The organism is Streptomyces violaceus (assembly GCF_036014075.1).
Lineage (GTDB): Bacteria > Actinomycetota > Actinomycetes > Streptomycetales > Streptomycetaceae > Streptomyces > Streptomyces violaceus.
The window spans coordinates 8,830,278-8,853,214 of sequence record NZ_CP107911.1 but is presented as its reverse complement, the minus strand read 5'-3'; the positions used below and the strand labels follow the sequence as shown (position 1 = coordinate 8,853,214).

Below are 22,937 nucleotides of genomic sequence, written 5' to 3'. Positions count from 1 at the left end.
CCTTCAGTCCACCAACAAGCGTTGCACTCTTCGCACGGCCTCGTCGACCTCCGGCACGGCCCGGTTCAGTCCTGACGGCGACCGGTCGACACCCTGGAGAATCAGTGAGGCGATCATTTCGGCCTCCTTTTCTTCCGGGGTGTTGTAATAGGTGCGCTGCAGCACTCGCTCGATCATATTCGGGCTCAAGGTCGGCATGAGCCGGCGCGTTATATCGTTGTTCACATCCGTGAGGCGGACATGGCCGCACAGAAGATGGCCGAGCTCGTGAACAATGATGTGCTCCTGATGGAGCGGGCTGGCCTGTTTCTCGTAGAAGATGTAGTCGGTGCCGGCCGTGGACACCCACAGCCCGCAGGGGCTGCCTGCCGGCATGGCGATGGCAATCAACTGAATGGGACGGCCCTGCCGTTGTGCAACGCTCTGAATCAACGTGTGTACGTCGAACGGGCTCGGTATCTCCAAGTTGCGGATGAGAGCCTTGCACCGCCGCTGTAAGCCTCCCAGTTTCACGCACCCTCTCCGTTTCTCTCGTCAGGCACTGCGCCGCCAGGTAAGGACGGCAACTTTCCGTCCTGGTGGCCTCGTTCTGCTGAGCGGTGATCCGGCGCGTCCTGCTGCAGGCCCTCCAGTTCACGGACCCGCTCGATCACCTCGCTGATCGAGCGCAGACTCTTGGACGACAAGCCGGCCGCTCTGAGCGCGACGCTCTGCACGCCTGCATCCTTGAGCGCGACGAGCAGCCTCAGGTCCGCGTCGACGTCCGCTGCCACCTGGTCGTCGAAGAAGTACGCGGCGGGCACTCCGAAGAAATCCGCGATCGCCTGCAGATGCCGGATGGTGGGGTTGTCCCGCTGGCCTTTACGCAGCAGCCAGACATAGCTGCCGGAGATCGACACCCCGCTTGCCGTGATGGCCTGGGCCACTTCCTCCGTGCCGTAAGGCTCACGTCCGGGTGGGACGACCGTCCGGAACAAGTGCTCCAGTTTGTCGGCGAGCGCGCGCCCCGCCGGACCACGCTCGCTGTCCATGGCCGTCTCCCTTCTGGTGTTTCTCGCCCGCACCGCCGATCCTCAACTAGCGTAGGGGAAGCCCCCTTTGTGGTCCATCGTGAGTCGAACGGCGGACCGCGGGAGTCGGCGTGGCCGCCCGCCGAACTACGCGAGCGCGGCGGCGACCTCGTCGAGGCACGCCCCGCGGGAAGCCTTGACGAGTACCACGTCGCCGGTGTCGAGGTGACCGCGCAGCCAGTCGACGGCCGCGTCGTTGCCGGCCAGCACCACTGACCGTTCGCCCGCGCCGTCGGCGATCGGCCGGGCGGCTTCGCCGACCGCGACCACCGTGTCGGCCCGGGCGGCGGCGTACGCCCCGACGGCACGGTGCTCCGCCTCGCTGCCGTCGCCGAGTTCGAGCATCGCGCCGAGGACGGCGATACGACGCCCGCCCTCGATCGCCTCCAGCGCGTCCAGGGCGGCGCGGGTCGAGTCGGGGTTGGCGTTGTAGGAGTCGTTGAGCAGCGTCGCCCCGCAGGCGAGGTCGCGCAGCTCCATCCGCCACTTCGACAGCGAGACCGTGCCCAACGCCGCCGCGGCCACCTCCAGCGGTATGTCGGCCGCGAGCCCCGCCGCCGCGGCGGCCGACGCGTTGAGTGCCTGGTGCGCGCCCACGAGCGGCAGCGCGACGCGCGCCGCGGTGTCGGCGGTGCGCAGTGTGAAGGACGGCCGGCCGAGCCGGTCAAGGGTCAGGTCGAGCACGCGTACGTCGGCGTGCTCGGCCCGCCCGAAGGTGAGCACCGGGCCGTCGGTGAGCGCGCGCATCGCGACCACCCGGGGATCGTCGGCGTTGAGGACGGCGGTGCCGCCGGGCGCCAGCCCCCGCACCAGTTCGCTCTTGGCCTCGGCGATGGCGGCGCGCGACCCGAACTCGCCGAGATGGGCCACTCCGACGTTGAGGACGACAGCGATGTCGGGCGCGACGAGGCCGGTGAGGGCGGCGATGTCGCCGACATGACGGGCTCCCATCTCAAGGACGAGGAACTGGGTGCCCATCTCGGCGCGCACCATGGTGAGCGGTACGCCGAGCTCGTTGTTGAGCGAGCCGGCCGTGGCAACCGTCGGCGCGGCGCTCGACAGCACGGCCGTCAGCAGGTCCTTGGTGCTGGTCTTGCCCTGCGAGCCGGTCACCCCGGCGACGGTCAGTCCGTTGCGCAGGCCGGCCACGACGTGGGCGGCGAGCCTCTGCAGCGCGGTCTGGACGTCCTCGACGACGACGGTGGGCAGCGGCGTGGGCTGGGAGCCGAGCACGGCCACCACTCCGGCCCGGCCGGCCTGGCCGGCGTAGTCGTGACCGTCGGCACGCTCCCCGGCCATGGCGACGAAGAGGCCGCCCGGCTCGGCCTGCCGGCCGTCGAGCACGGCCGGCGCGGTCACCGTCACGGCGCCGTCGCCCACGACCGTGCCGCCGACGACCGCAGCGATCTCGCTGAGGCTGAGCGGGACCATGCCCACGCGGCGCGGGAGCCCGCGGGCTGGAGCGAGGCCGGCGAGGTAGAGGTAGGAGGAGGCAGGTTCGCTGTAGGTCACACCTCCAAGTCAAGGCGGCGTCATGTTGCGGGCACGTATGCGGTTTTCGATACGCCGACGATATGTTACCGCTGGGTAACATATCGTCGACGTATCGAAAACCGCATACGTTGCGGCAACGCCGTGCCGCCTTGACTGAGGGCATGACCTACAGCGCATCAAAGCACACGGCGTCCCGCGAGAAAGCAGGAACCGGCATGGGCAAGCTGAACGTCGGAATCCTGTTCGGGGGCTGTTCCGAAGAGCACCCGGTCTCCATCAAATCTGTGCAAGAGGTCGCAAAAAGCATTGATCTCACCAAGTACGAGCCCTTCTACATCGGAATCACGAAGAGCGGTGCCTGGAAGCTTTGTGACAGCCCCGGCCCGGACTGGGAGAGCGGCGACTGTCGCACGGCACTGCTGTCACCGGACAGAAGCGTAGGCGGATTGCTCGTTCTGGAGCAGGGGCGGTACAGCACGGTCAAGCTGGACGTCGTATTGCCCATCCTGCACGGAAAACTCGGCGAGGACGGCGCGATGCAAGGCCTGCTGGAGGTCGCCGGCATCCCCTACGCGGGCTGTGATGTGCAGAGTTCCGCTCTGTGCATGGACAAGTCCCTGACCTATCAAATCGTCAGGGGGGCCGGGATCGCCACACCGAACTTCTGGACGGTGGCGGCGGACGAGAATATTGATCCCGGGAAGCTGACGTATCCCGTCTTCACGAAGCCGGCCCGTTCGGGGTCGTCCTTCGGCGTGACCAAGGTGTCCCGGGAGGAGGAACTGCTGCCTGCGGTGGAGACCGCGCGGCAGTACGACTCAAAGGTGCTGGTCGAAGAGGCGGTCGTCGGCAGCGAAGTCGGATGCTCCATCCTGGGGAACGAACTGGACTTGATCACCGGCGAGGTGGACCGAGTCGCCCTGTCGCACGGGTTCTTCAAGATCCATCAGGAGAAGAATCCGGAGAGCGGGTCCGAGAACTCGACGTTCATCGTTCCCGCTGACATTTCAGCAGAATCGCGCTCACTCGTTCAGGAGACGGCGAAGGTCATCTATCGCGCCCTGGGCTGCAGCGGTCTGGCACGGGTGGACCTGTTCCTCAAGGAGGACGGAAGTGTGGTCCTCAACGAGGTCAACACATTGCCGGGCCTGACCTCCTACAGCCGTTACCCGAGGATGATGGCGGCTGCGGGGTTGCCGCTGACCGAAGTGATCGACCGCATGGTGACGTTGGCACTGACGGGGAAAATCCAATGAAGGACAACTTCGCCTTCCTGGACGAAGGCGTACCCGGAATACGCTGGGATGCCAAGTACGCCACCTGGGACAACTTCACCGGCAAACCCGTGGACGGCTATCTGGCCAATCGAATCGTCGGCACCATACCTTTGTGTTCGGCTCTGGAAAGGGCGCGAGAAAAGGCCCGGGCCTATGGCTTCGGCCTGCTCATCTGGGACGGGTACCGCCCCCAACGCGCCGTGGACTGCTTCGTGCGCTGGTCGAAGCAGCCGGAGGACGGCCGGACGAAGCAGCGGCACTATCCGAATATCGACAGAGCCGACATGTTCGAGATGGGCTATGTCGCCGAGAAGTCCGGCCACAGCCGGGGCAGCACCGTCGACCTGACGCTCTACCATCTGGCCACCGGAGAGCTGGCCGCCATGGGTGGTGACCACGACCTGATGGATCCGATCTCGCATCACGGAGCACACGGGATCACACAGTCCGAGGCGAGAAACCGGCAATACCTCCGCTCCATCATGGAGACATGTGGTTTCAACGCCTACGCGTGTGAATGGTGGCATTACACCCTGAAGGACGAGCCGTATCCGGACACGTATTTCGACTTTCCGGTCACGTGACTGAACCGGGCCCGGGAAGTCGAAGCCGCCGAAGCGCGTGCGGCTCACGCGAGAAAGAGAAGGTATGTCAGAGCGCCATTCCGGCTGGTGCCTGCGGTGTGGGTGCAACCATCACCGCGGGCCGGCGGGGGATCTGAGCCGGGCGATCCCGCGGTTCGAGCGGACGCTGTCGAACTCCGCACGGGTGCTCGGTGAGGAGCACCCCGACACCCTGACCGCCCGCAACAACCTCGCCTGCGCGTATCAGTCGGCCGGGGACCTGATGCGGGCCGTCCCGCTGTTCGAGCAGACCCTGTTCGACACCGCACGGGTGCTCGGTGAGGACCACCCCGACACCCTGACCGCCCGCAACAACCTCGCCAGTGCCTATGAGTCGGCCGGGGACCTGATGCGGGCCGTCCCGCTGTTCGAGCAGACCCTGTTCGACACCGCACGGGTGCTCGGTGAGGACCACCCCGACACCCTGACCGCCCGCAACAACCTCGCCAGTGCCTATGAGTCGGCCGGGGACCTGATGCGGGCCGTCCCGCTGTTCGAGCAGACCCTGTTCGACACCGCACGGGTGCTCGGTGAGGACCACCCCGACACCCTGACCGCCCGCAACAACCTCGCCTACGCCTACCAGTCGGCCGGGGACCTGGGCCGGGCCATCCCGCTGTTCGAGCAGACTGTGGACGCCCGGGTCCTGCTGCTGGGTGAGACCCACCCCTCCACCCTGACCACCCGCAACAACCTCGCCTACGCCTACCAGTCGGCCGGGGACCTGAGCCGGGCCATCCCGCTGTTCGAGCAGATTCTGTCCGACTCCGCACGGGTGCTCAGTGACAACCACCCGCTGACACAAGCAGTCCGCCAGGCTCACCTCGCAGCCTGCGCCCAGCGGGCTGTCGAGGGCCCCAGGACGATGTGAGCGCCCGCCTCGTCCCTTGGACGAGGCGGGCGCTCAGCCCCGGTTGTTCCTGCTTTCGAATGTCAGGCAGTTGGTGAGGGAGTTCTCCACGGTGTCGCGCAGGGCGTGGTCCGTGTAGTAGGCGGTGTGCGGGCTGATGAGCACATTCGGCAGCTCCTGCAGTCGCAACAGCCCCTTGCCTTCTATGGCTTTGCTTCGGCAGTCGGCGTAGAAGATGCCTTCCTCGCCTTCGACGACATCCAGTGCCGCGCCACTCAGACTGCCGCTCTCCAACCGCTGCACCAGTGCCTCGGTGTCGATGAGCGCACCCCGTGCGGTGTTGACGATCAGCGCGCCGTTCTTCAGCTGTGCCAGGCGCTGCCGGTTCAGCAGATGGTGCGTCTGCGCGGTGAGCGGCACATGCAGCGTGACCAGGTCGCTGCGCCGCAGCAACTCATCGAGCGGAACGAGCTCGACAGCGGCACCGGGGCGGTCCGCGGGACGGTGGTCATGGGCCAGGATGCGGCAGCCGAAACCCCGCAGCCGGTCGATGACCGCCGCGCCGATGCGGCCCGTCCCGATCACTCCGACCGTCAGGTCGCGCAATTCCCTCCCGCGCTCCTCGCTGAGCCGGTAATCGTGCATGTCGGTGCGCCGGACGATGGCTTTCGCATCCCGCACCGCCATCAACATGAGCATCAGCGTGTAGTCGGCCACGCTGTCCGGCGAGTAGGAGACGTTTTCCACGAGGATGCCGATGCTGTCCGCGTATGCCACATCGATGTGGTTGTAGCCGATGCTCCGCGTGGAGATGTAACCCACGCCGGCCCGGCCGAGCGCACGGAGAGTGGCGTGGGTGATGTGCGTTTTGTGGCCGACGCTGACGCACCGGCTGCCTGCGGCCAGTTCGGCATTGGCCTCGGACACTGGTGCGTCGGTGACGACCGGCCGCACACCGAGGCCGGGCGCCAGTTCGCGGAACAGAACGGCTTCGTCCGGGCCGCACCCGTACATGGTGATGCGGGTCGTTTCGCTGTGGGTCATACCTTCAGTCAAGACGGTGTGCTGTTGCCGGAACGTATGTGGTTTTCGATATACCCGCGATACGTCGCGGGCGGGGCGATGCCCGGCCGCAGTGGCAGGTCCCACTCGCCGACGTACCGCACCGCCTGGCCGCCGGTGCCGGCCTTGGACCGGACGAGGCCGACGTGCGCCCCGTAGAGCCTGATCCGCTCGGGATCCTCGGCCCACATCTTCGCGAACATGGTCTCGAAAGAGCGCAGCGGCCGGGGTGTGAAGCGCTCGCGCTCGGCGGCGTGGACGTAGAGGTCGTGGAACGCCTTCAGGTCTTCCGGGTTTCCGTCGCCGGCCGTGACCACGACGCCCGCCCTGTCAGCCTTGTCAATGTCGCGGCGCCACTGCTGGTTCATGCCTCTGAGTACGTCGTCCTCGGCTCTGCCCGCCAGCGGAATCTCGTATCTGTACTGCGGATGTCCCATCCCGAAGCCGTCCCGGGGACTCCGCGGAAGCCGGCCGGCGGCGCTGAGCCGGGCGGCCACATGGGCGCCGACCGGGTCGGTCCACCGGCCGGACACCTCGGTGGGCCGCCTGCTGCCGAGATGCGCCGCCGGCGGATCGAGCCACGTTTCGATCTCGCCGGTCCAAGGGCGGCGGAGTGTCGCCCGGGCGTATGCACATCTCCATACGCCGACGATATGTCCCCGCCCCGCGGTGGGAGCGGCGTTCACCAGCTGATTCCGGCCGCCACCGGCCGGTGGTCACTGCTCGTGGCCGGCAACAGCCACGCGCTCCTCGGCTCCACACCGCGGACCAGGATCTGGTCGATCCGCGCCACCGGGAACTTCGCCGGCCAGGTGAAGCCGAAGCCGTCCCCGGCCACGTCCTGGACCGAGCGCAGCTGCGAGGAGAGGCCGTCGAGCGCACGATCGTCCACGGTGCCGTTGAAGTCGCCCAGCACCAGTACCCGCTCACTGCGCTCGGCGGCGACCGCCTCGGCGAGCTTCGTCGCGCCGGCGTCGCGCGAGTCGGTCCAGAAGCCGCCTCTGGGCATCACCCGCACCGAACCCAGATGCGCCACGTACACCGCCAGCGGTCCCTGCCCGGTGGTCACCGTGGTGCGCAGCGCCCGGGGCGGGTCCACCGGGGTGTCCTCGGGCCGCAGCTTCTCGGCCAGGGGCCCGGCCCTGCCCCGCAGGACGTCGACCGGCCGGGTGCCGGACAGCGGCAGCTTGCTCCACAGTCCGACCGTGCCCTGCACGGTGTGGTGCGGGTATGCCTGCGCGAGCTCCTTCTCGTACGTGCCCCTGGCCTGGTCGGTCAGCTCCTCGAGCGCCAGCAGGTCCGCGCCGGAGGCGGCCAGGTCACGGGCGGTGCCGACCGGATCGCGGTTCTCGGCGGCGACGTTGTGACTGACGACGGTGAGGTCGCTGCCCGCGTGGGACTTGTCGCCGAGCAGCCCGCCGAAGAGGCTCACCCACGCCACGGCCGGAAGCACCAGCGCGGTGACCGCGGAGGCGGAACGGCGCCAGAGCGCCGCAGCGAGCAGCACCGGGACGAACAGACCGAACCATGGCAGGAAGGTCTCCACCAGACTGCCCAGACCGGCCCGGTCCGTGAGCGTCCCGTGCAGCAGCAGAAGCAGGCCGAGCAGGAGCGCGCACGCCGTGGGTACCGGGCCGCGCTTCCACGGGCCCGGCCGGGAGCCACCCGCGGGCATCGCGGCTGTGACGGCCGTCGGGCCGACGGTGGGCAACCAGCGAACCCGGCGGGTCGTCGTTGCTCGTGCTGATGCTGGAGTTCGAGGCATGCCGCTAGTGAAAGCACTCCGGTGTTGCCAGCACGTATGTGGTTTTTGTTACGCCGACGATATGTGCCGACTCGTAGTCTTCAGAACATGCGTGTCTTGATCGTCGAGGACGAGCCCTACATGGCAGAAGCGATCCGCGATGGCCTGCGCCTGGAAGCGATCGCGGCCGACATCGCCGGTGACGGCGATACCGCCCTGGAGCTGCTGAGTATCAACACCTACGACATCGCCGTCCTCGACCGTGACATTCCCGGTCCTTCCGGCGACGAGATCGCCAAACGCATCGTCGCCTCCGGCAGCGGCACACCCGTTCTGATGCTCACCGCGGCCGACCGGCTCGACGACAAGGCGTCCGGGTTCAAACTCGGCGCCGACGACTACCTCACGAAACCTTTCGAACTCCTGGAGCTCGTGCTCAGGCTCAGGGCACTCGATCGCAGGCGCGCCCACAACCGGCCGCCGGTGCGGGAGATCGCGGGGCTGCGCCTCGATCCGTTCCGCCGCGAGGTCTACCGCGACGACCACTACATCGCGCTCACCCGCAAACAGTTCGCGGTCCTCGAAGTCCTCGTCGCCGCCGAAGGCGGTGTCGTCAGCGCCGAGGAACTCCTGGCGCGCGCGTGGGACGAGAACGCCGACCCGTTCACCAACGCCGTCCGCATCACGGTCTCCGCCCTGCGCAAACGCCTCGGCGAGCCCTGGCTCATCGCCACCGTGCCGGGCGTCGGCTACCGCATCGACACGACGCGCGACACCGGGCGTGAGGGAGGCAGCGGTCGTGGATAGGCAGCCCGGATGGAGCGTGCGCCTCAAACTCACCCTCAGCTACGCCGGATTCCTCATGCTGGCCGGCGTCCTGCTGCTCGCAGCGGTATGGGTGTACCTCCTGCGCTCCTACCCATCGGGCATGCTGATCCGCTCCGTCCTCCTGCAGGGCTTCGGCCCGGCGGTAGCCGTTGTACTGGTATGTCTGCTGATATTCGGTCTTCTGGGAGGCTGGATCCTCGCCGGACGCATGCTCGCCCCCCTGGACCGCATCACCCACGCCACCCGTACGGCCGCAGCCGGATCGCTGTCCCACCGGATCCGGCTACCGGGCCGCAAGGACGAGTTCCGCGAACTCGCCGACACCTTCGACACGATGCTCAGCGGCCACACCCCAGCCAGCCGCGTCACCAACCTGTCCGGTCAGCACACCTAGTGCGGCAGCGGGCGAGCGGCGACGTACGCAGCGCATCCATCACGGCGGCGCACCTGCTGCTCCGGGCCACGTGCACGGGCGCGGCCCTTGCACCGGACTTCATCACCACGGCTCTGGCAGCGGTCGACACGGTGGAATCGGCGCACCAGCGCGTAGGCCTGCGCTGCCATCTGCTGTCCTCGCCCGCCTTGTACCTCGCCTCGCGGCACGACCACACGAGTGCGGCGCGGCTGCAGGCCGAGGTCGTCGGCCACCTACGGGCCGACGCCGCCGCGTCGGCTGGGTCGGTCACGGCACTGGCCGGCTGGTACCGGGACGAGGGCGACTACCGCCGGGCGCTGGATCAGGCCTGTGCCGACGGTGCGGCCTGGAACGAGCGGGCCTGCTCGAGGCGGCGACGCGCAGCTTCCTGACCGCGGCGGACTGCGCGTTGCGCGCCTATGTCGCCGCGCCGCGCAACGCCTACCTCGACAGGTTCCTGGAATGCTCACGGCGGCTGGGCAAGCTGCACGGCAGGCGACCGCCCAGGAACCGGCAGAGGCTGGAGGACCGGCTGCGCCAGGTCTGGGAAGAAACCGTCTCGGCTCAGCGGCAGTGGGCGGCCCGCGGCGGCACGCGGCGGGCACTCGTGGCCTATCAGGCAGCCAGGTGCTGGACATACGCGCGGACGGAGACCGCCCCGGGGTCCGCCCAGGATCTCGCGTGGAAGCAGCTGGAAAGGGCCTACCACCCGCGCAATGTGGACCTGGTCAGAACGCTCGCCGCCCAAGGTGCCCTGCGCCGGGATGCGGTGGTGCGCGTCGCCGCGGACGGCGCGGTCGACATCGCCCTGACCACCGTACGACTCGCCCGGACCGCGGTCCGACGGGACGACCGGGACCGCGGGGGTGGCGGCGGGGCCCTGCCGCAGATGGTCGGCTGTGTTCCCTTCCCCGGCGGACCGGTCGCGGACGCTATCCCTGCCGACGCGCCCGTCCGCGTGGCCGGCGCCGCGGTCTTCGCGCTGCGGGAGGGCAAGTCGGTGACGCTGCGCCACAGTGGCCCGCCCGCGACGGAGGCCACGGGAGACGTCCTCTACCGAGCCGTCTGGGGCAGCTCCCTCGTCCCCCATCGGGTGGAAGTGACCCTGGCCCCCGGTGTGGAGCCCGGCGCCGTCGACTGCGCGGGGCGTTCGGAGCCCGGCCCGAGGATCGATGTCCGCCCGGGAACGGACACGGACGGCTGGCGCATCGTCATGAGCCCTCCCGACGAGGAGGGGACGTCCTGCTGGCTCGCGGAGCTGACGGTCTTCCGGTCGGCGAGCGGAGCGGTTCCCAGTTCCCGGAGTCGTTAGAAGGCGTTTGATCTAGGTGCGCATATCCCGTCCTGCCAACCGGAGCCGGCCGCCGACGAGCTCGCCCTCGCTGCCGCGCAGATGACGCCATTGTCGCCCTAACGGCCTCGGCTGCCGCGCGGCGGCGCGCCTCACGGGCGATGATCCAGTACGACGCCAATTTGCCTAATACGGGACAAACGTGCGTCACACGAAACTACCGGCCTCATTCGCGTACGGCGGTGCCCCGCCCTCCGCCAGTCCCTAACCGCAGGAGTTGCCATGCCGATGGTGCTGATCGAAGGTGTCTTCCGTTTGAAGGGCACCGGGCCGGACGGGGACACCGTCCGTTTCGTCGCCGATAACCCGGCCGATTGGAACCTCGTCAGCGGCAAGAACCCGCTTGACACCACGGCTGCGGGTGAGGCGAAGATCCGGCTGGAGGGCATCGACGCGCTGGAAACCCACTACCACGGGTCCCACCAGCCGCTCACCCATGCGAACGCCGCCGCAGCGGAGTTGCTGAGCTGGCTCGGGTTCACCGATGTGCAGCGCGATGCAAAGGGCGAGGTCATCTCGTCCACCCCGGAGACGACGCCGGGGTTCGTCCTCTCCCGGGGAGCCGACAACCTCGGCCGCTGTGTCGCTCTGGTGGGCAAGGGCAATGCGCCGGCGGCCAGCGGCTCGGACATCACCGTCGACGTCCCCCTGCTTAAGGAGACGGTCAACCACCATCTGGTCACGGAGGGACTGGCCTACCCCACTTTCTACCGCAGCCTGTTCATGGACCTCAGGCTCGAACTGACCGCCGCAGCGAAGAAGGCCAGCGACGATGGCAAGGGACTGTGGCCCGACGACGTGACGACGACCGGAGCGAAGATCACAGGCCTGTCATCGATCGTCGACGACGTCGTGATTCTGCCGAAGCTGTTCCGGAGACTGGTCGACTACTTCGCCCTGGGCACGCCGTCGATCGCCTGCTTCCCGGCCTACCTGGCGGGCAAGGAGGACCCCTTCACCATCCTGTCCACCAACAAGCGTCGCCTGGGCCTCCACCACGTCGTGGAGGTCACCAACGGCAACACCCTCCGCATGACGCACGCCGCCGATGACCTGCTGTTTGACGAGGGTTGAGGAGAACAGCAGCCCATGACCGATGCTGCACAGGTCGCCGATGTCCGAGCTGCTGACCGGGGAACAACCGCGTTGAACGCCTGCTTGAACATACCGGCTTCGTTCTTCTCCACACGGGTCGGCGGCCGCAGCGCGGTCATCAGATCCAGGCCGGTGGTCGACGCGGTGCCGCGCAGCGTCATCACCCGCTCCGCGTACGTGCCCAGGTAGGGCGAGATTCACGGGGTGCATGGCCGGGACCTTCGGGTCGTCCTTGTCGTCCCACTCCCGCATCCAGCGCGTCTGATGCGCCGTATCGCGCTGCGGTTCGCGCGGGCGGAACCGGTGCGCCAGCATGTCCGCCCAGGAGGTACCAGCAAGGTAGGCACTCGCTCGTGCGACCGGGGACTCCCTAACCCGTGTCAGCTCGAGCGTCGTCGCCGTACCCCGACGAAGCCGGCGAGAGGGACGGCACGGGAAGACCCGCCGCCACTCCGCACGAGGCGACCGAAGCGAATGGTTCTCATGAGGTCGATCAACGATGAGTAAGAAGAAGCAGAAGCGCCGCCCTGCGGATCAGTATCAGCTGCCCCCAAGGCAGAACGCGCACGGCAGGCTGCAGCCAGAGTCGCCGAGTTCAAGCCACGGCCACAGCCTCCAGGATTGCGTGTTATCTGGGCTTGCATCGGCTTGTGTGCGTTGTGTGTCGGGATGTCTCTCACCTTCTGGCTTCCGTCGCGCTCCTTGGTCGAGGATCTGCACTCCCGCGGCGTCACAGTGGCCGCCACGGTCATTGACGTCGACACCAAGCCCAACTGTGTCGAAGTCCGCTTCGTCCAGGGCCCTGAGAGAGGGACCACGGTCGAGCTCTCGCAGATCGGCGGGATGCTTCCCGATGCGCATACCGGTGAGTCGATGCTGGTTACCTACGTTCCAAAGGATCCATCGCGCAGTCTTACCCGCAGTTGGGTGATGGCTCTTCCCCCTAACCTGCCAGCGTTCGGCACGGCGGCTCTCGCTGCCTTCTTCCTATCGGGAGTAGTCGCCGTGACGCTCCGCCGCCGTTGGATCCTACGAACCTGGCCCCCGGACTCCTCGGCCGCCGATCCGACGCAGCCGCACAAGCCCGGCTTCGAACCGCAGAACGAACGCCTCGGGCGGGCTGCCGGCGTCCCGATGGATCCAGCCGCGGCGGAAGCTGTGGCCGGTGATGCGGCGGACGGCGGCACGGGCGGCGTGTTGGGAGGTGCGCCAGGTCCTGACGAGGGCGTCCCTGCCCCTACCCCCAGAGGTCAGGGATGAGGTTCGAGGTGTTCTTGGTGTCGTTCACTTGAGGGTCCCGTCCTTCTTCCACTGACGCTCCTGCGTTCGGCAGCCTCCTCGCGATATGCACGATCACGCCGATTGAGGCCTGAGATGAACGGGTTGAAGAGTCGCAGCCACGGGTGGGCCACGCGCTTCTGAGTGATGACTATCTTTCGGGCGTTCATGATTCCTTCGTTCGGGGACTCAGTAGGGGAGGTACTTGCCGGACGGCGTCCGGGTATCGATCGGGGCGGGGTCGCGGCGGCGTGGGCGTGGGGCAGAACACTCAGCCGCCCGGGCGGCGGCGAGGTGAGCGTCCACGGCGACGACACCGTCGACGCCCTGGCAGAGGCCCACGACGACCGGGACGAGACGCGTTCCGGGATGTGTCCCTGAAGGGTGACGACGCCGTCCCGTACCTCGACCGCGACGGAGCCCTCGTCGAGGTCGAGGATGCGCCTCAGGACGTCCTGCTCGACCTCGCTGCGGACCTCGGCGTCGGAGCGGATTAAGGCGTCGAGCAAGTCGCTGCGGTGACGATGCCGGTGAGGAGCCCGTCGTCGCCGACCACCGGCAGTTGCTTGACGTGCCGCCTGCGGAGTTCCCGCGCGGCCCGGGGGATCGTCCAGTCGGCGCGGGCGGTGAAGGCAGGTCTGCTCATGAGCGCGCCCGCGGTTCGGGCCCGGGCCTTGCCCCAGGAACGCTCGTTGTTCCCGTTCTGACCCTGCGGATCGGGCATGCCGGTCTCGTGGTGCAGCACGTCGGACGCGGACACGACGCCGACGGGAGCGCCGTCGTCGCCGACGACCCGGGCCGCGACGATGTCGTTCGCGTCCAGCAGGGCGGCGACCTCCTGGAACGGTGTGTTGGGGCGGAAGGTGACGACTTCCTCGGTCATCACGTCACCGACCGTGCGGCGGTACAACATGGCATCGGCCTCCTCCGCTGTACGACGGGGCGGCCGAGGCCGGACCGCCCGGGCAGGCCACGCGCGGCGCGCCGGCCTCCGCAGCCCTGCCGGCACGTCCACGCCGTCTTCCCTACCCATGACAGCACCGCGCCGCTCCGGCGACCAGTGGCGTCGGCCTGGCGGAGAGGCCGACGCCCCACGGCCAGGGATGCACTGGGCGCCCGGCCCTTGCGCCTGTCGACGGGGATGATCAGATCTCCCCCTGACCGCTCACTCAGCGTCATCGAGCTGCGGGTGGCTTCATCCACGACTCTCTCTCGACAGCAGATGTTCAGCTCGATGGGAGGCGCTCGATTTGGGCCGGGGGCGATGTGCACGAGATTGGACAGCACCCGGCAGCCGCCCGAGTTGATCGTGACGTAGAGCCGTCATACGCCTCGGTAGCGGCCGATCTCGTGACGGCTGGACGTCACCGCTGTGTCCCCCCGATGTACGAGCCGCACGGCGGCGCCAAGCTCTCGATCGGCTGGTTTTGTACGTGGGAGCTGACACCACTTGTCGATCAGGGCGAGCAACGCCCGGTTTGGCCGGAGGGCGATGCTTCTGAGTTCTGGCAACACCCAGAGCCTTGCGGTGGGAGCCTGGGGGTGCTTGCGGGATGAGGGTGCGATGGCGCCACTGGCTGAACGAGCCCGTCGCCTGCCCCGAGTGTCGCGCTCCTACCATCGGACCCTTTCCGTCAACGGGCCCCAGGAGCATCTGGTTCGGGCCCGCGCCCGGTGCCGGCAGGTGTGGGCTATCGGAGCGCCGCCGCCACCAGCCCGCGGATCTCCTGGTCCGACACGGTTCCGCCCCCCACCAGGCGGTCGAAAACCAATCCGTCCACACAGGTCAGCAGCGTGACAGTACGGTCCTCGGCGTCTGCGACACCTTGCGCGGCCAGGAAGTCGCGCGCGGCTTGTCGTGCTGCGTTCTGGCGCGGCACGAGGATCTCCTGCAGCTCGGGGTAGTGCACACTCTCGAGGGCGCACGCGTATCGCGCGAGGGAGCGTCGTCGTCCCTCCCCCGTGAGCCGTTGCTCGACGAAGGCAGCGATCCCGGCCACCATTTCCTCGGCACTCCGCGGCACCGGCGCCTGCTCTCCGATCGCCTGGAGTTCTGCCTGGTCAAGGGCGACCAGACGCCGGACCAGTGCGGTGAGCAGTGCCTGGCGGGTGCGGTAGTAGGCGGAGGTGGTGCCGGGTGGCAGGTCTGCTGCCCGGTCCACCGCGCGATGGGTCAGGCCCCGGATTCCGGCCTCGGCGAGTACGCCGATGGCCGCATCGGCGAGGACGGTACGTCGACTCAGGTCAAACAGGTTTCGGGACCTGAGGGATGGTCACCGCCGTCTGCGGCTGGTGACACGATTCTTACCGGCACCCCGAGATTTACCGGCACCCCGAGATCCCCGCGAGTTCACGCAGACTGAAGGGTCCTTGGCAGGAACTCAGGGGTCCGTCGTCCTGCTCCACGGTGCTGGATCCGTGAGTTCGACTCCAACTCGCGACCACGCCGCCTTCTGGTTCTCTGGACGGACAAGACGGTGAGCGGGCTAGCCAGCATTGTTCAAGGCCCCTCAATCCGGGCCAAGTTCTTTTCCCGTGGGCTACGTCGAGAGCTCAGCAGTCTGTGCCAGCAGCGCCCGGGCGGAGCCCGCGTAACGGATCGCGGACTTCTCGGCCTGACCGGAGACCTCGGCGAGGTGGAGCGAGTCCGGGCCGTGAACCGGGGCTACTTCGAGCTGGCGGTCGACACGGAGCCGTTCCAGCGTGGCGGTCTGACCGCGGAGTGCCGCCGAGACGGACACACCGCTGATGGACCCGGTCTCCAGCGCGCTGTGCTTGTTGATCAGTAGGGTCGGGTTGGCGGTGTCGGGCCAGCGCTTTCGCCGGTAGTCCAGCCAGGCAAGGGCAAGCTGGAGCGTCAGCTCGTCCAGGGGTCGGACACGGCCGTCGATGACCAGTCGGCGGTTGCCGATGTCGAAGTCGTCGAGCTGAGACGGCGGATCGCACTGGGGCGGGCGGCGTGGACGGCCGCGAGGGCGAGGATCAGCCGGTCCGCCGGCCAGGCCACCACGGTGACCGCGGACTGGACGTGCCCGGGGCCCAGGGGCTGGATGACACAGTTCTCCTGCTGGCCGACCCTGATGCGGCTGGTTGGGTTCTTGAAGATCGTGCTGTTCTTCCTCGCCCGGGCGGGATGAACCGTACTGGGTGCCGACTGACAATCGGGGTACGACAGCCGTGATCGAGCCACCGGGCGTGCGGTTCACACGGTGGCGGAGGTGATCAAGGACGTGGGCCTCACCCGGACCGGAGTCCGCGGCCTGGCCGTAACATTTCTTGCCCTGTACGCATCCAGGACACGGACACCTCGGGGAATTGGGCATGAGCAGTACCAACAGCACGCGGACGGCAGCCGGAGCGCCGGCGCGGACACTCACGGGACGAAACCGGGCGGCGAAGGTCAGTGCGTTCCTCACGCTGAGTGGAGTCGCGTTCCTGGCGAACTTCGCCACCGGCATCGCCTGGATAAACCCTGGCATCTTCGTCGGCCTGGCCACACTGTGCGCGCTGATGGCCATCCCCGCCGGGCACGTAGGACGCTTCCGGGGACGCCGGATGGACGGCGAAGGCCGCGGGCTGGCCTTGGCCAGCATCCTGGCAGGCTGGCTGGTGTTGTTCCTCTGCTTGCTCGCGCTGCTGGCCTTCGTGGGACTCGTCGCCGGACTCGCCGTGCTCACCGATCACGCCTGACTCAGAAGCCCCGGAAGACACCGTCGTCGCCGACGGCACCGGCGAACTCCTCGAAGTCCATGTTCGCGCCCGAGAGGTTGTTCTCGATGCTCCACAGCTCGGCTGCCACAACGCGGACACAACACCCACGATCACCCCGCAGGTCCACCACAAGGAGCGGCAGTTCGGCCGAGGTGACAGCCGTGGAGTCCGCCAGCACAAGAAGGGGATGCTGGTACGAGGGATGGATCAGGTCGATGGCCCGGTCAGGCGTCAAGCCCTCGTACCTTCGGTCATCGACCAGGGCGACGTTGGCCAAGAAGCCGTCCTTGCTGGGCGAATACAACGCCGCCCGAAGAGCGTCCCAGGCACCGTCCCCCGAGAAGTCAGTGCGCACAACAAGGGCTTCCAAAGTGCAGGGGAGCTGCTTCATGCGCGGACAGTACCGCCAAGCCGGTGTTCCATTCCGGTCGCAGTACGGCGGTGAGGGTCACCCCGAAGTTGAGCTCCTCCAGGGAGGCCGTGGCGATCTGCGGCACCAGTGAAGCCATGTCCCCGGCGAACGCTGGGGTGTTCGCCCACGAGGTGGCGCTGCCCATGTCGATCCACGCCCGGGCGGTGCCGGCTCCGTCGTTCATCGCCAGGTTGAGCAGCAGCAGGATGCTGGTGCTCATGGGCCGGTCGATGCGTCCGACCATGCCCCAGTCGATCAGGGTGGCCGGGTGGCCGGGGGCGACGAAAATGTTGCCCGGGTGCGGGTCCGCGTGGAAGATGCGGTCCACGAAGTAGCCGCGGTACATGAAGGCCAGCAGGTCCTGCCCGATGGCCTTGCGTTCCTCGGCGTCGAACCGGTTCTTGTCCGCTTCCCGGATCGGCGTCCCCGGAGCGAGTCCCTGCACGAGGCCCGCCCGGTGGCTTCGACCACGTCGGGGACCTGGACGTAGTCGAAGTCCTCCGCCGTCTTGGCCGCCTCGGTCATGTTCCGGGCTTCCATGACGAAGTCGAGTTCGGGCCGCATCGCGTCGAAGACCACGTTGAGCATGGCCTCGACGTCGATGACCTCGTTGAAACGCCAGGCCCGCCGGGAGGCAAAGCGGGACAGGGAGCCCATGAGCTTCATGTCCGCCTCGACCGTCTCGCGCACACCGGGCCGCTGGATCTTCACCGCGACCGGCCGGCCGTCCGGCAGTTCCGCCCGGTACACCTGTGCCAGGGACGCCGTGCCCAGGGGGCGCTGGGTGTCGATGTCACGGAAGCGCCCGGCCCAGCCGGCTCCCAGTTCCTGCCGGAGCACCGGCTCGAAGTCGCCGAAGGGAACGGGCGATGCCTCGTCCTGCAGCTTTTCGAACTCGCCGATCATCTCGGGGGTCACGATGTCGGGCCGGGTGGCCAGCATCTGGCCGACCTTCACGTAGAAGGGCCCGAGACTCTCCAGCGCACGGCGGACGTTGCGGGCCCGGCGTACGGCCCTGGCGCCCTTTCCTTCCGCCGCCCCGGGCGCGGGCATGGCCGCGAGCGCGGCCTCCTGGCGGACCAGGTGAGTGAGCACTCGCATCAGCACACGCCCCCGGCCCGTGCTCATCGCTCGTGCTCCCGCTCCCGGCCGCCCCCGTCGTCCTCGGCCCGCCCGGGGGACGGCCGGGCCGGGGGCGGCGAACAGCGGACCGGCACAGGGTCAGCGCGCATCGCGGATACGGTCGATGCGATCGGCCAACCGCGCCAGTTCGTCTTTCAGGGCTTCCGCGTCCTCCGCGCCCCGGGCCCGCGGCACCCTCCCCCGGCCTCCGGGATGATCCCCGTCGCTCAAGCGCCTGTCCATCCGCCCCCGTAACAGCTCCAGCTGGTCCCTCAGCGCCGTGAGTTCGCCCGGCTCCCTGTCGGGGTGGTCGTCGTCCGAGCGGGGACGCGGGCCCGGCCGGGGATCGGACGCGTAGGGCTCCCCCTCGTCCGGTCCGAGCCGACGGCGGGGCCCGTCACCTCGGCGGCGACCGCGCCGGTGCTGGGGTGCGCGGTGCCCGTCCCAGTCATCATCGTCGTAGTCGTCGTGGCCGCGGCGGTCGTGATGGTCGTCGTCCAGCGCCCGGCTGACCGATCTCCGCAGGCCGCACTCGAATTCACCCGCCCTGTCCAGGGCGTCGTCCACCAGATCCTCCGTGGCACGCACGATATCGCGCAACGCATGACTGAACGACGAACGGGAACGGCGGCGAGGCATATTATGCACCCTTTCCGGAAAAGAGAGAAGAGGAATTACCACGGCAGGGCCCAGTGAATACATTGATCAGGCTCACATTTGCCTGCACAAATTCCAGGTCGCTTGCTGCCGACCTTCTTAATTCTGACCTGCGCACCACACGGAAACACCTCCCTCCACGGGTTCATTCAATTGAGCGAAGCGCTCTCCCCGCAGGTTCCGTGCGCCGTCGCGCGCCGGTCTATCGGTGGGGGCTCACCGACCGCCGGACGCGGAGAGCCGCGCCGATGCACCTGTGCCAGCAACCTGAAGGTCCAGCACCCGCAGCTCTGTAATTAATATCTGCATACCACCGAAATGGGCTGGACGGACACAAAGACATTGCAGCCTCAGCGGATTCAGCGGCCGACTGCGGGGGATTGATCCAGAAAGACTCAGAGCCCCGCCGGGGAAACTCGGCGGGGGAAAGGAAGACACTCCTATGGCAAGGATCACGAGGATCGAGGCGCATGTCCGCACCGCCGACGTACCGCACGGGGGAACCCAGGGATGGATCGCCGACTTCGGCGAAGACCGGCGCCTGTGGCTGGGCCAGGAATACGGCAAGCAGCTACACCTCAAGCGGTACAACGACTGACGAGACCGACGGGACAATCAGGCCGTCCGGCAGAGCGCCGCCGGGCCGGACGGTGCCGCGGCACGGGTCACGGTCGCGCGCACGGGACGGGCAGTGCGGGCGGCGGCCGCGACCTGGGCGTGGTTCCGCGCGAAGACAAGGAGGCGCAGCACCGCGAACCGCGCGACACCGGTGAGTGCGCAGGCGGACAGATAGACGACCTGCTCGAGCACCGCACTGGGTGCCGCCACCAACTGGTGCAGGCCCAGCATCGCCGCACAGGTCACCGCGTACGCGGCCGCCGCAGACCCGGCCGACTGCGCGTGCTGGCGCCACGTCGCGCGGCCGCCGGCGCCGAAGGTGAAGCGGGCGTGTAACTCGGTTGCGATGACCGTGGAAACCGCGGTGATCAGGGCGTTGGCCACAACCCACGGTATCCAGGAGGCGAGCGCCGCCACGGTGAAGCCGGAGGCGAGCCCCACTCCGCCGCCGCAGAGCACGAAGCGGGCGAAGGCTGCGAAGGCGCCGGGTGCCGCCCGCTGCCGTCTCTGCGCTGCCATGATCCAACCCCCTTGATCCCTTACTCCCCGAAACATGCGCCTCTCGACCTGCCAGGCCTTCCGCGCGTAGTTTCTTGTAGAGGAAACGCTACGTTGCGTTCATGGATATGGCAACGGCTTAGCTGCCTTACATGTCTATTTACGCAGGCCACAGCTTTGGGATCGTTGCAATGGGTTCAGTCTAACGCAACACTCGAAGGGTTATTCGTTGCAATACATTGAAGGTGAACGCTCGGGCGACTCCCGACGCGGCGCTCCAGACGCCGACGGGCTCGAGATTACGGCTGCGTTCGTTACAGTGAACGTATAGTTCGTTTATCTTCTCCAGTGAGGGTGTATGCAGATCCCCGCCTACTACGCGGACACGTACGAGGAGCAGGCCCATACCCGGGTGGCCGCCATAGGCGAGCGCGACGGCGCGCCGTGGGTGGCGGTCGAGCACTGTCTGTTCCATCCACAGGGCGGCGGCCAGCCGGCCGACCGTGGGTGGGTGGACGGCCACGAGATCGTCCCCGTGCGGGACCATGACTCCGGGCTGGTCGTGGCCGTGACCCGCGGCGAGGCCGCGCTGCCGGTCTTCTCGGTCGGACAGCCGGTCGAGGTCCGCATCGACCTTCCGGCGCGCATCGCGCACGCCGCGTTGCATACGGCCGGCCATCTGATCGAGGCGGCCGGGCGGGCGCAGGGCTGGGCGCTGGCCGCGAACAGCCACTTTCCCGGCCAGGCCCGGATCGAGTTCACCACGCCACAGCCCGACGCCCGCCTGGACAGCCCGGAGGGCCGGGAGAAGGCCACCGAGGCGCTGCGGACGGAGGTCGCCGGGGCCATTGCGCAGAACTTGCCTGTGACCTGGGAGAACGACGCCGAGGGACGCCGCATCGTGCACCTGGCAGGTCTGCATTCGGCTCCGTGCGGGGGAACCCACGTGAGCGGTCTCGGCGACATCGCCGACGTTGCGCTGCCGACGCTGAAGGTCAAGAAGGGCCGGATCCGCGTCTCCTACAGCGCCGCCCACCAGGAGCGGTCATGACTCCCCCGTCGGGCGAGCGCCGCCCCGCCAGCAGCACCGCGATCGCGGTCGGGGCGCAGATCCGGCAGCGCCGCGAGCAGCGCGGCATGAGCAGTGCCGAACTGGCCCGCAGGGCCGGTTTGAGCAAGGCGACGTTGTCGCAACTGGAGGCCGGACGGGGCAACCCGACCATCGAGACCCTCGACGCGCTCGCGATCGCCCTGCGCATCCCGCTGACCGACCTGCTGGCCCGCGACACCGACCCGGGACCGGTGTTCGTGCCCGGCACCGACCTGGCCGACGGCGAAGTGGGACGAGAGCTGCTGCGGCGGATCAGCAGCGGCAACAGCCTGGAGATCTGGCGGCTGCGCATGCCCCCCGGCACGCACCTGGACGGCGTTCCGCACGCGACCGGCACCATCGAGCACCTGCTCGTCTCGTCCGGCCATCTCACCGCCGGACCCTCCGAGGCTCCCACCGACCTGCACCCCGGCGATCTGCTCGCCTTCGCGGGAGATGCCCCGCACGTCTACCGCACCGGCCCCGAAGGGGCCGACGTCACCGTCGTCATCGCCTCCCCCATCATCAGCTGAAAGACCCCTGAACATGAGCGTCGCCGCCCCCGCCGCACCCCAGCACATATTCACCAGCGACAACACCGCCGGCGCCTGCCCGGAGATCGTCCAGGCCGTCGCCGGCGCCGCCGGCGGGCAGGACCTGCCTTACGGCGCCGACCCGTTCACCGCCGGCGCCCGGGCACGCTTCGCCGAGGTCTTCGAGCGCGAGGTCGATGTCCTGCCCGTCTCCACCGGGTCCGCGGCCAACGCCCTGAGCCTGGCCGCCCTCACCCCACCGTGGGGCAGCGTGCTGTGCCACCGCGACAGCCACATCAACACCGACGAATGCGGCGCCCCGGAGTTCTTCACCAACGGGGCCAAGCTTGTCGCACTGCCCGGCGACGACGCCCGGATCGACCCCGACCGGCTGCGCGCGGCCGCGACACGGAAGGCGGGCGATGTGCACAGCGTGCAGCCCTCCGTGCTCAGCATCACCCAGGCCACCGAGACAGGAGCCCTCTACACCCCGGACGAGATCCGGGCCCTGGCCGGCATCGCCAAGGGGGCGGGCCTGCGCGTCCACATGGACGGGGCCCGCTTCGCCAACGCGGTCACCACGCTGGGCTGCACGCCCGCCGAGCTGACCTGGCGGGCCGGTGTCGACGTCCTGTCCTTCGGGGTGACCAAGAACGGTGGCATGACCGCCGACGCCATCGTCGTCTTCGACCACGCCCTCACCCCGGAACTGTCCTTCCGCGCCAAGCGCGCCGGCCAGCTCACCTCCAAGATGCGCTTCCAGTCCGCCCAGCTGGACGCCTACCTCACCGACGGCCTGTGGCTGCGCAACGCCGCCCACGCCAACGCCATGGCCGCACGCCTGGGCAACGGCCTCAAAGCTCTGCCGGGCGCCGACCTGCTGCACGCGGTCGAGGCGAACATCCTCTTCTGCCGCCTCCCCCAGCCGGTCGTCAACCAACTCCTGGCGGAAGGATTCGCCTTCTACCACGACCGCTGGGAGCCGGGCGTCTGCCGCTTCGTCACCTCCTTCTCCACCACCGAGCACGACGTCGACACCCTCCTCGAGGCCGTCCGCCGACTCACCACCTGACCCCTCACCGGGAACGGCTCAGTGACGCCCGCGCAGGCTACCTGGCCTGAGCCGCTGCGCAGGCTCCCCTCCCCCGGCTCCGTGGAGATCGGCAGCACCGTCGCACGGCTCGCTGTCGCCGCCGGCCCGATCAAGGC

General features: G+C 68.4%; 26 protein-coding genes and 3 pseudogenes. 14 read left to right on the top strand and 15 right to left on the bottom strand.

Features of this window, described 5'->3' with window-relative positions; all coding sequences use genetic code 11:
• Positions 1-3: 3 nt before the first annotated feature.
• From OG542_RS39975 to OG542_RS39965, 3 genes are all read right to left on the bottom strand, one after another.
• Positions 4-465, bottom strand: coding sequence for a ParH-like protein (locus OG542_RS39975; protein ID WP_328407068.1), 462 nt, complete (start codon positions 463-465; stop codon positions 4-6).
• Positions 466-509: 44 nt separating this feature from the next.
• Positions 510-1,031, bottom strand: a complete 522-nt coding sequence (locus tag OG542_RS39970) for a helix-turn-helix domain-containing protein (protein ID WP_328407070.1) — start codon at positions 1,029-1,031, stop codon at positions 510-512.
• A gap of 126 nt (positions 1,032-1,157) precedes the next feature.
• Positions 1,158-2,501 (bottom strand): UDP-N-acetylmuramoyl-tripeptide--D-alanyl-D-alanine ligase, encoded by a 1,344-nt coding sequence (locus tag OG542_RS39965; protein ID WP_328417675.1) that lies wholly within the window; start codon positions 2,499-2,501, stop codon positions 1,158-1,160.
• Between the two features lie 278 nt (positions 2,502-2,779).
• On the opposite strand from OG542_RS39965, the gene vanA reads away from it, so the two are divergent.
• The 3 genes from vanA (at position 2,780) to OG542_RS39950 (ending at position 5,335) form a co-directional block, all read left to right on the top strand.
• Entirely contained in the window at positions 2,780-3,820 is a 1,041-nt protein-coding gene (gene vanA / locus OG542_RS39960) for a D-alanine--(R)-lactate ligase (protein ID WP_328417677.1), read from the top strand.
• Entirely contained in the window at positions 3,817-4,425 is a 609-nt protein-coding gene (gene vanX / locus OG542_RS39955) for a D-Ala-D-Ala dipeptidase VanX (protein ID WP_328407072.1), read from the top strand. The genes vanA and vanX overlap by 4 nt, the downstream gene beginning before the upstream one ends.
• A 64-nt stretch (positions 4,426-4,489) precedes the next feature.
• Complete coding sequence (locus tag OG542_RS39950; protein WP_328407074.1) at positions 4,490-5,335, top strand: tetratricopeptide repeat protein; 846 nt, start codon at positions 4,490-4,492, stop codon at positions 5,333-5,335.
• 33 nt (positions 5,336-5,368) lie between these two features.
• On the opposite strand, the gene OG542_RS39945 is transcribed toward OG542_RS39950, so the two are convergent.
• From OG542_RS39945 to OG542_RS39935, 3 genes and pseudogenes are all read right to left on the bottom strand, one after another.
• Positions 5,369-6,358 carry a D-isomer specific 2-hydroxyacid dehydrogenase family protein gene (locus OG542_RS39945; protein WP_328407076.1) on the bottom strand — a complete coding sequence of 330 codons (990 nt, stop codon included), beginning with the start codon at positions 6,356-6,358 and terminating at the stop codon, positions 5,369-5,371.
• 8 nt (positions 6,359-6,366) lie between these two features.
• Positions 6,367-6,978: pseudogene (locus tag OG542_RS39940) on the bottom strand (peptidoglycan bridge formation glycyltransferase FemA/FemB family protein); the annotation flags it as partial.
• Positions 6,979-7,058: 80 nt separating this feature from the next.
• A complete protein-coding gene (locus OG542_RS39935) occupies positions 7,059-8,051 on the bottom strand; it encodes an endonuclease/exonuclease/phosphatase family protein (RefSeq protein ID WP_328417679.1) in 993 nt (330 codons plus the stop codon).
• A gap of 177 nt (positions 8,052-8,228) precedes the next feature.
• Between OG542_RS39935 and OG542_RS39930 the strand changes: the two genes are divergently transcribed.
• The 6 genes and pseudogenes from OG542_RS39930 (at position 8,229) to OG542_RS39905 (ending at position 13,584) form a co-directional block, all read left to right on the top strand.
• On the top strand, positions 8,229-8,927 hold the full coding sequence (locus OG542_RS39930) for a response regulator transcription factor (protein ID WP_328407078.1): 699 nt from the start codon (positions 8,229-8,231) through the stop codon (positions 8,925-8,927).
• Positions 8,920-9,291 (top strand): annotated as a pseudogene (locus tag OG542_RS39925) (HAMP domain-containing protein); the annotation flags it as partial. The gene OG542_RS39930 and the pseudogene OG542_RS39925, both read left to right, overlap by 8 nt.
• 50 nt (positions 9,292-9,341) lie before the next feature.
• Positions 9,342-9,755: a hypothetical protein gene (locus tag OG542_RS39920; RefSeq protein WP_328417665.1), complete on the top strand. Its 414-nt coding sequence runs from the start codon at positions 9,342-9,344 to the stop codon at positions 9,753-9,755.
• Positions 9,756-9,772: 17 nt separating this feature from the next.
• Positions 9,773-10,675: a hypothetical protein gene (locus OG542_RS39915; RefSeq protein ID WP_328417663.1), complete on the top strand. Its 903-nt coding sequence runs from the start codon at positions 9,773-9,775 to the stop codon at positions 10,673-10,675.
• A gap of 261 nt (positions 10,676-10,936) precedes the next feature.
• Positions 10,937-11,788 carry a thermonuclease family protein gene (locus tag OG542_RS39910; RefSeq protein ID WP_328417661.1) on the top strand — a complete coding sequence of 284 codons (852 nt, stop codon included), beginning with the start codon at positions 10,937-10,939 and terminating at the stop codon, positions 11,786-11,788.
• Between the two features lie 1,670 nt (positions 11,789-13,458).
• Complete coding sequence (locus tag OG542_RS39905; protein ID WP_328417659.1) at positions 13,459-13,584, top strand: hypothetical protein; 126 nt, start codon at positions 13,459-13,461, stop codon at positions 13,582-13,584.
• Here OG542_RS39905 and OG542_RS39900 read toward each other — a convergent pair.
• The 4 genes from OG542_RS39900 to OG542_RS39885 form a co-directional block, all read right to left on the bottom strand.
• Positions 13,581-14,000: a CBS domain-containing protein gene (locus OG542_RS39900; RefSeq protein WP_328417657.1), complete on the bottom strand. Its 420-nt coding sequence runs from the start codon at positions 13,998-14,000 to the stop codon at positions 13,581-13,583. The genes OG542_RS39905 and OG542_RS39900 overlap by 4 nt on opposite strands.
• Positions 14,001-14,778: 778 nt before the next feature.
• Complete coding sequence (locus tag OG542_RS39895) at positions 14,779-15,330, bottom strand: TetR/AcrR family transcriptional regulator (protein ID WP_328418330.1); 552 nt, start codon at positions 15,328-15,330, stop codon at positions 14,779-14,781.
• A 297-nt stretch (positions 15,331-15,627) separates the two neighbouring features.
• Positions 15,628-15,828 carry a hypothetical protein gene (locus OG542_RS39890; RefSeq protein WP_328417655.1) on the bottom strand — a complete coding sequence of 67 codons (201 nt, stop codon included), beginning with the start codon at positions 15,826-15,828 and terminating at the stop codon, positions 15,628-15,630.
• A gap of 116 nt (positions 15,829-15,944) precedes the next feature.
• Positions 15,945-16,277, bottom strand: coding sequence for a hypothetical protein (locus OG542_RS39885; protein ID WP_328417653.1), 333 nt, complete (start codon positions 16,275-16,277; stop codon positions 15,945-15,947).
• A gap of 131 nt (positions 16,278-16,408) precedes the next feature.
• Between OG542_RS39885 and OG542_RS39880 the strand changes: the two genes are divergently transcribed.
• Complete coding sequence (locus tag OG542_RS39880) at positions 16,409-16,777, top strand: DUF4190 domain-containing protein (RefSeq protein ID WP_328417651.1); 369 nt, start codon at positions 16,409-16,411, stop codon at positions 16,775-16,777.
• A gap of 1 nt (position 16,778) precedes the next feature.
• Here the strand turns inward: OG542_RS39880 and OG542_RS39875 are convergent, their stop codons facing one another.
• From OG542_RS39875 to OG542_RS39860, 4 genes and pseudogenes are all read right to left on the bottom strand, one after another.
• Positions 16,779-17,189, bottom strand: coding sequence for a DUF6924 domain-containing protein (locus OG542_RS39875; RefSeq protein ID WP_328417649.1), 411 nt, complete (start codon positions 17,187-17,189; stop codon positions 16,779-16,781).
• On the bottom strand, positions 17,143-17,430 hold the full coding sequence (locus OG542_RS39870) for a hypothetical protein (protein WP_328418348.1): 288 nt from the start codon (positions 17,428-17,430) through the stop codon (positions 17,143-17,145). Before OG542_RS39870 ends, OG542_RS39875 begins: the two co-directional genes overlap by 47 nt.
• A 21-nt stretch (positions 17,431-17,451) precedes the next feature.
• Positions 17,452-18,116 (bottom strand): annotated as a pseudogene (locus tag OG542_RS40830) (AarF/ABC1/UbiB kinase family protein); the annotation flags it as partial.
• Positions 18,117-18,431: 315 nt separating this feature from the next.
• On the bottom strand, positions 18,432-18,932 hold the full coding sequence (locus OG542_RS39860; RefSeq protein WP_328417647.1) for a hypothetical protein: 501 nt from the start codon (positions 18,930-18,932) through the stop codon (positions 18,432-18,434).
• A gap of 499 nt (positions 18,933-19,431) precedes the next feature.
• On the opposite strand from OG542_RS39860, the gene OG542_RS39855 reads away from it, so the two are divergent.
• Positions 19,432-19,587 carry a hypothetical protein gene (locus OG542_RS39855; protein ID WP_328417645.1) on the top strand — a complete coding sequence of 52 codons (156 nt, stop codon included), beginning with the start codon at positions 19,432-19,434 and terminating at the stop codon, positions 19,585-19,587.
• A gap of 17 nt (positions 19,588-19,604) precedes the next feature.
• Here the strand turns inward: OG542_RS39855 and OG542_RS39850 are convergent, their stop codons facing one another.
• Complete coding sequence (locus OG542_RS39850) at positions 19,605-20,126, bottom strand: hypothetical protein (RefSeq protein WP_328417643.1); 522 nt, start codon at positions 20,124-20,126, stop codon at positions 19,605-19,607.
• A 337-nt stretch (positions 20,127-20,463) separates the two neighbouring features.
• Here OG542_RS39850 and OG542_RS39845 point away from each other — a divergent pair, with 337 nt between their 5' ends.
• The 3 genes from OG542_RS39845 to OG542_RS39835 are packed head-to-tail and all read left to right on the top strand — an operon-like array spanning position 20,464 to position 22,800.
• Positions 20,464-21,156, top strand: coding sequence for an alanyl-tRNA editing protein (locus OG542_RS39845; RefSeq protein WP_328417641.1), 693 nt, complete (start codon positions 20,464-20,466; stop codon positions 21,154-21,156).
• On the top strand, positions 21,153-21,728 hold the full coding sequence (locus tag OG542_RS39840; protein ID WP_328417639.1) for a helix-turn-helix domain-containing protein: 576 nt from the start codon (positions 21,153-21,155) through the stop codon (positions 21,726-21,728). The genes OG542_RS39845 and OG542_RS39840 overlap by 4 nt, the downstream gene beginning before the upstream one ends.
• 13 nt (positions 21,729-21,741) lie before the next feature.
• On the top strand, positions 21,742-22,800 hold the full coding sequence (locus OG542_RS39835; protein ID WP_328417637.1) for a threonine aldolase family protein: 1,059 nt from the start codon (positions 21,742-21,744) through the stop codon (positions 22,798-22,800).
• The last annotated feature ends 137 nt before the right edge of the window (positions 22,801-22,937 follow it).

Bases quoted from the DNA above. Each gene is read 5' to 3' on its own strand.
- OG542_RS39970 (WP_328407070.1), bottom strand. From the start codon at position 1,031: ATGGACAGCGAGCGTGGTCCGGCGGGGCGCGCGCTCGCCGACAAACTG.
- OG542_RS39930 (WP_328407078.1), top strand. From the start codon at position 8,229: ATGCGTGTCTTGATCGTCGAGGACGAGCCCTACATGGCAGAAGCGATC.
- OG542_RS39950 (WP_328407074.1), top strand. From the start codon at position 4,490: ATGTCAGAGCGCCATTCCGGCTGGTGCCTGCGGTGTGGGTGCAACCAT.
- OG542_RS39855 (WP_328417645.1), top strand. From the start codon at position 19,432: ATGGCAAGGATCACGAGGATCGAGGCGCATGTCCGCACCGCCGACGTA.
- OG542_RS39945 (WP_328407076.1), bottom strand. From the start codon at position 6,358: ATGACCCACAGCGAAACGACCCGCATCACCATGTACGGGTGCGGCCCG.
- OG542_RS39870 (WP_328418348.1), bottom strand. From the start codon at position 17,430: ATGAGCACCAGCATCCTGCTGCTGCTCAACCTGGCGATGAACGACGGA.
- vanX (WP_328407072.1), top strand. From the start codon at position 3,817: ATGAAGGACAACTTCGCCTTCCTGGACGAAGGCGTACCCGGAATACGC.
- OG542_RS39965 (WP_328417675.1), bottom strand. From the start codon at position 2,501: ATGGTCCCGCTCAGCCTCAGCGAGATCGCTGCGGTCGTCGGCGGCACG.
- OG542_RS39935 (WP_328417679.1), bottom strand. From the start codon at position 8,051: ATGCCCGCGGGTGGCTCCCGGCCGGGCCCGTGGAAGCGCGGCCCGGTA.
- OG542_RS39845 (WP_328417641.1), top strand. From the start codon at position 20,464: ATGCAGATCCCCGCCTACTACGCGGACACGTACGAGGAGCAGGCCCAT.
- OG542_RS39835 (WP_328417637.1), top strand. From the start codon at position 21,742: ATGAGCGTCGCCGCCCCCGCCGCACCCCAGCACATATTCACCAGCGAC.
- OG542_RS39850 (WP_328417643.1), bottom strand. From the start codon at position 20,126: ATGGCAGCGCAGAGACGGCAGCGGGCGGCACCCGGCGCCTTCGCAGCC.
- OG542_RS39875 (WP_328417649.1), bottom strand. From the start codon at position 17,189: ATGAAGCAGCTCCCCTGCACTTTGGAAGCCCTTGTTGTGCGCACTGAC.
- OG542_RS39900 (WP_328417657.1), bottom strand. From the start codon at position 14,000: ATGTTGTACCGCCGCACGGTCGGTGACGTGATGACCGAGGAAGTCGTC.
- OG542_RS39910 (WP_328417661.1), top strand. From the start codon at position 10,937: ATGCCGATGGTGCTGATCGAAGGTGTCTTCCGTTTGAAGGGCACCGGG.
- vanA (WP_328417677.1), top strand. From the start codon at position 2,780: ATGGGCAAGCTGAACGTCGGAATCCTGTTCGGGGGCTGTTCCGAAGAG.
- OG542_RS39840 (WP_328417639.1), top strand. From the start codon at position 21,153: ATGACTCCCCCGTCGGGCGAGCGCCGCCCCGCCAGCAGCACCGCGATC.
- OG542_RS39880 (WP_328417651.1), top strand. From the start codon at position 16,409: ATGAGCAGTACCAACAGCACGCGGACGGCAGCCGGAGCGCCGGCGCGG.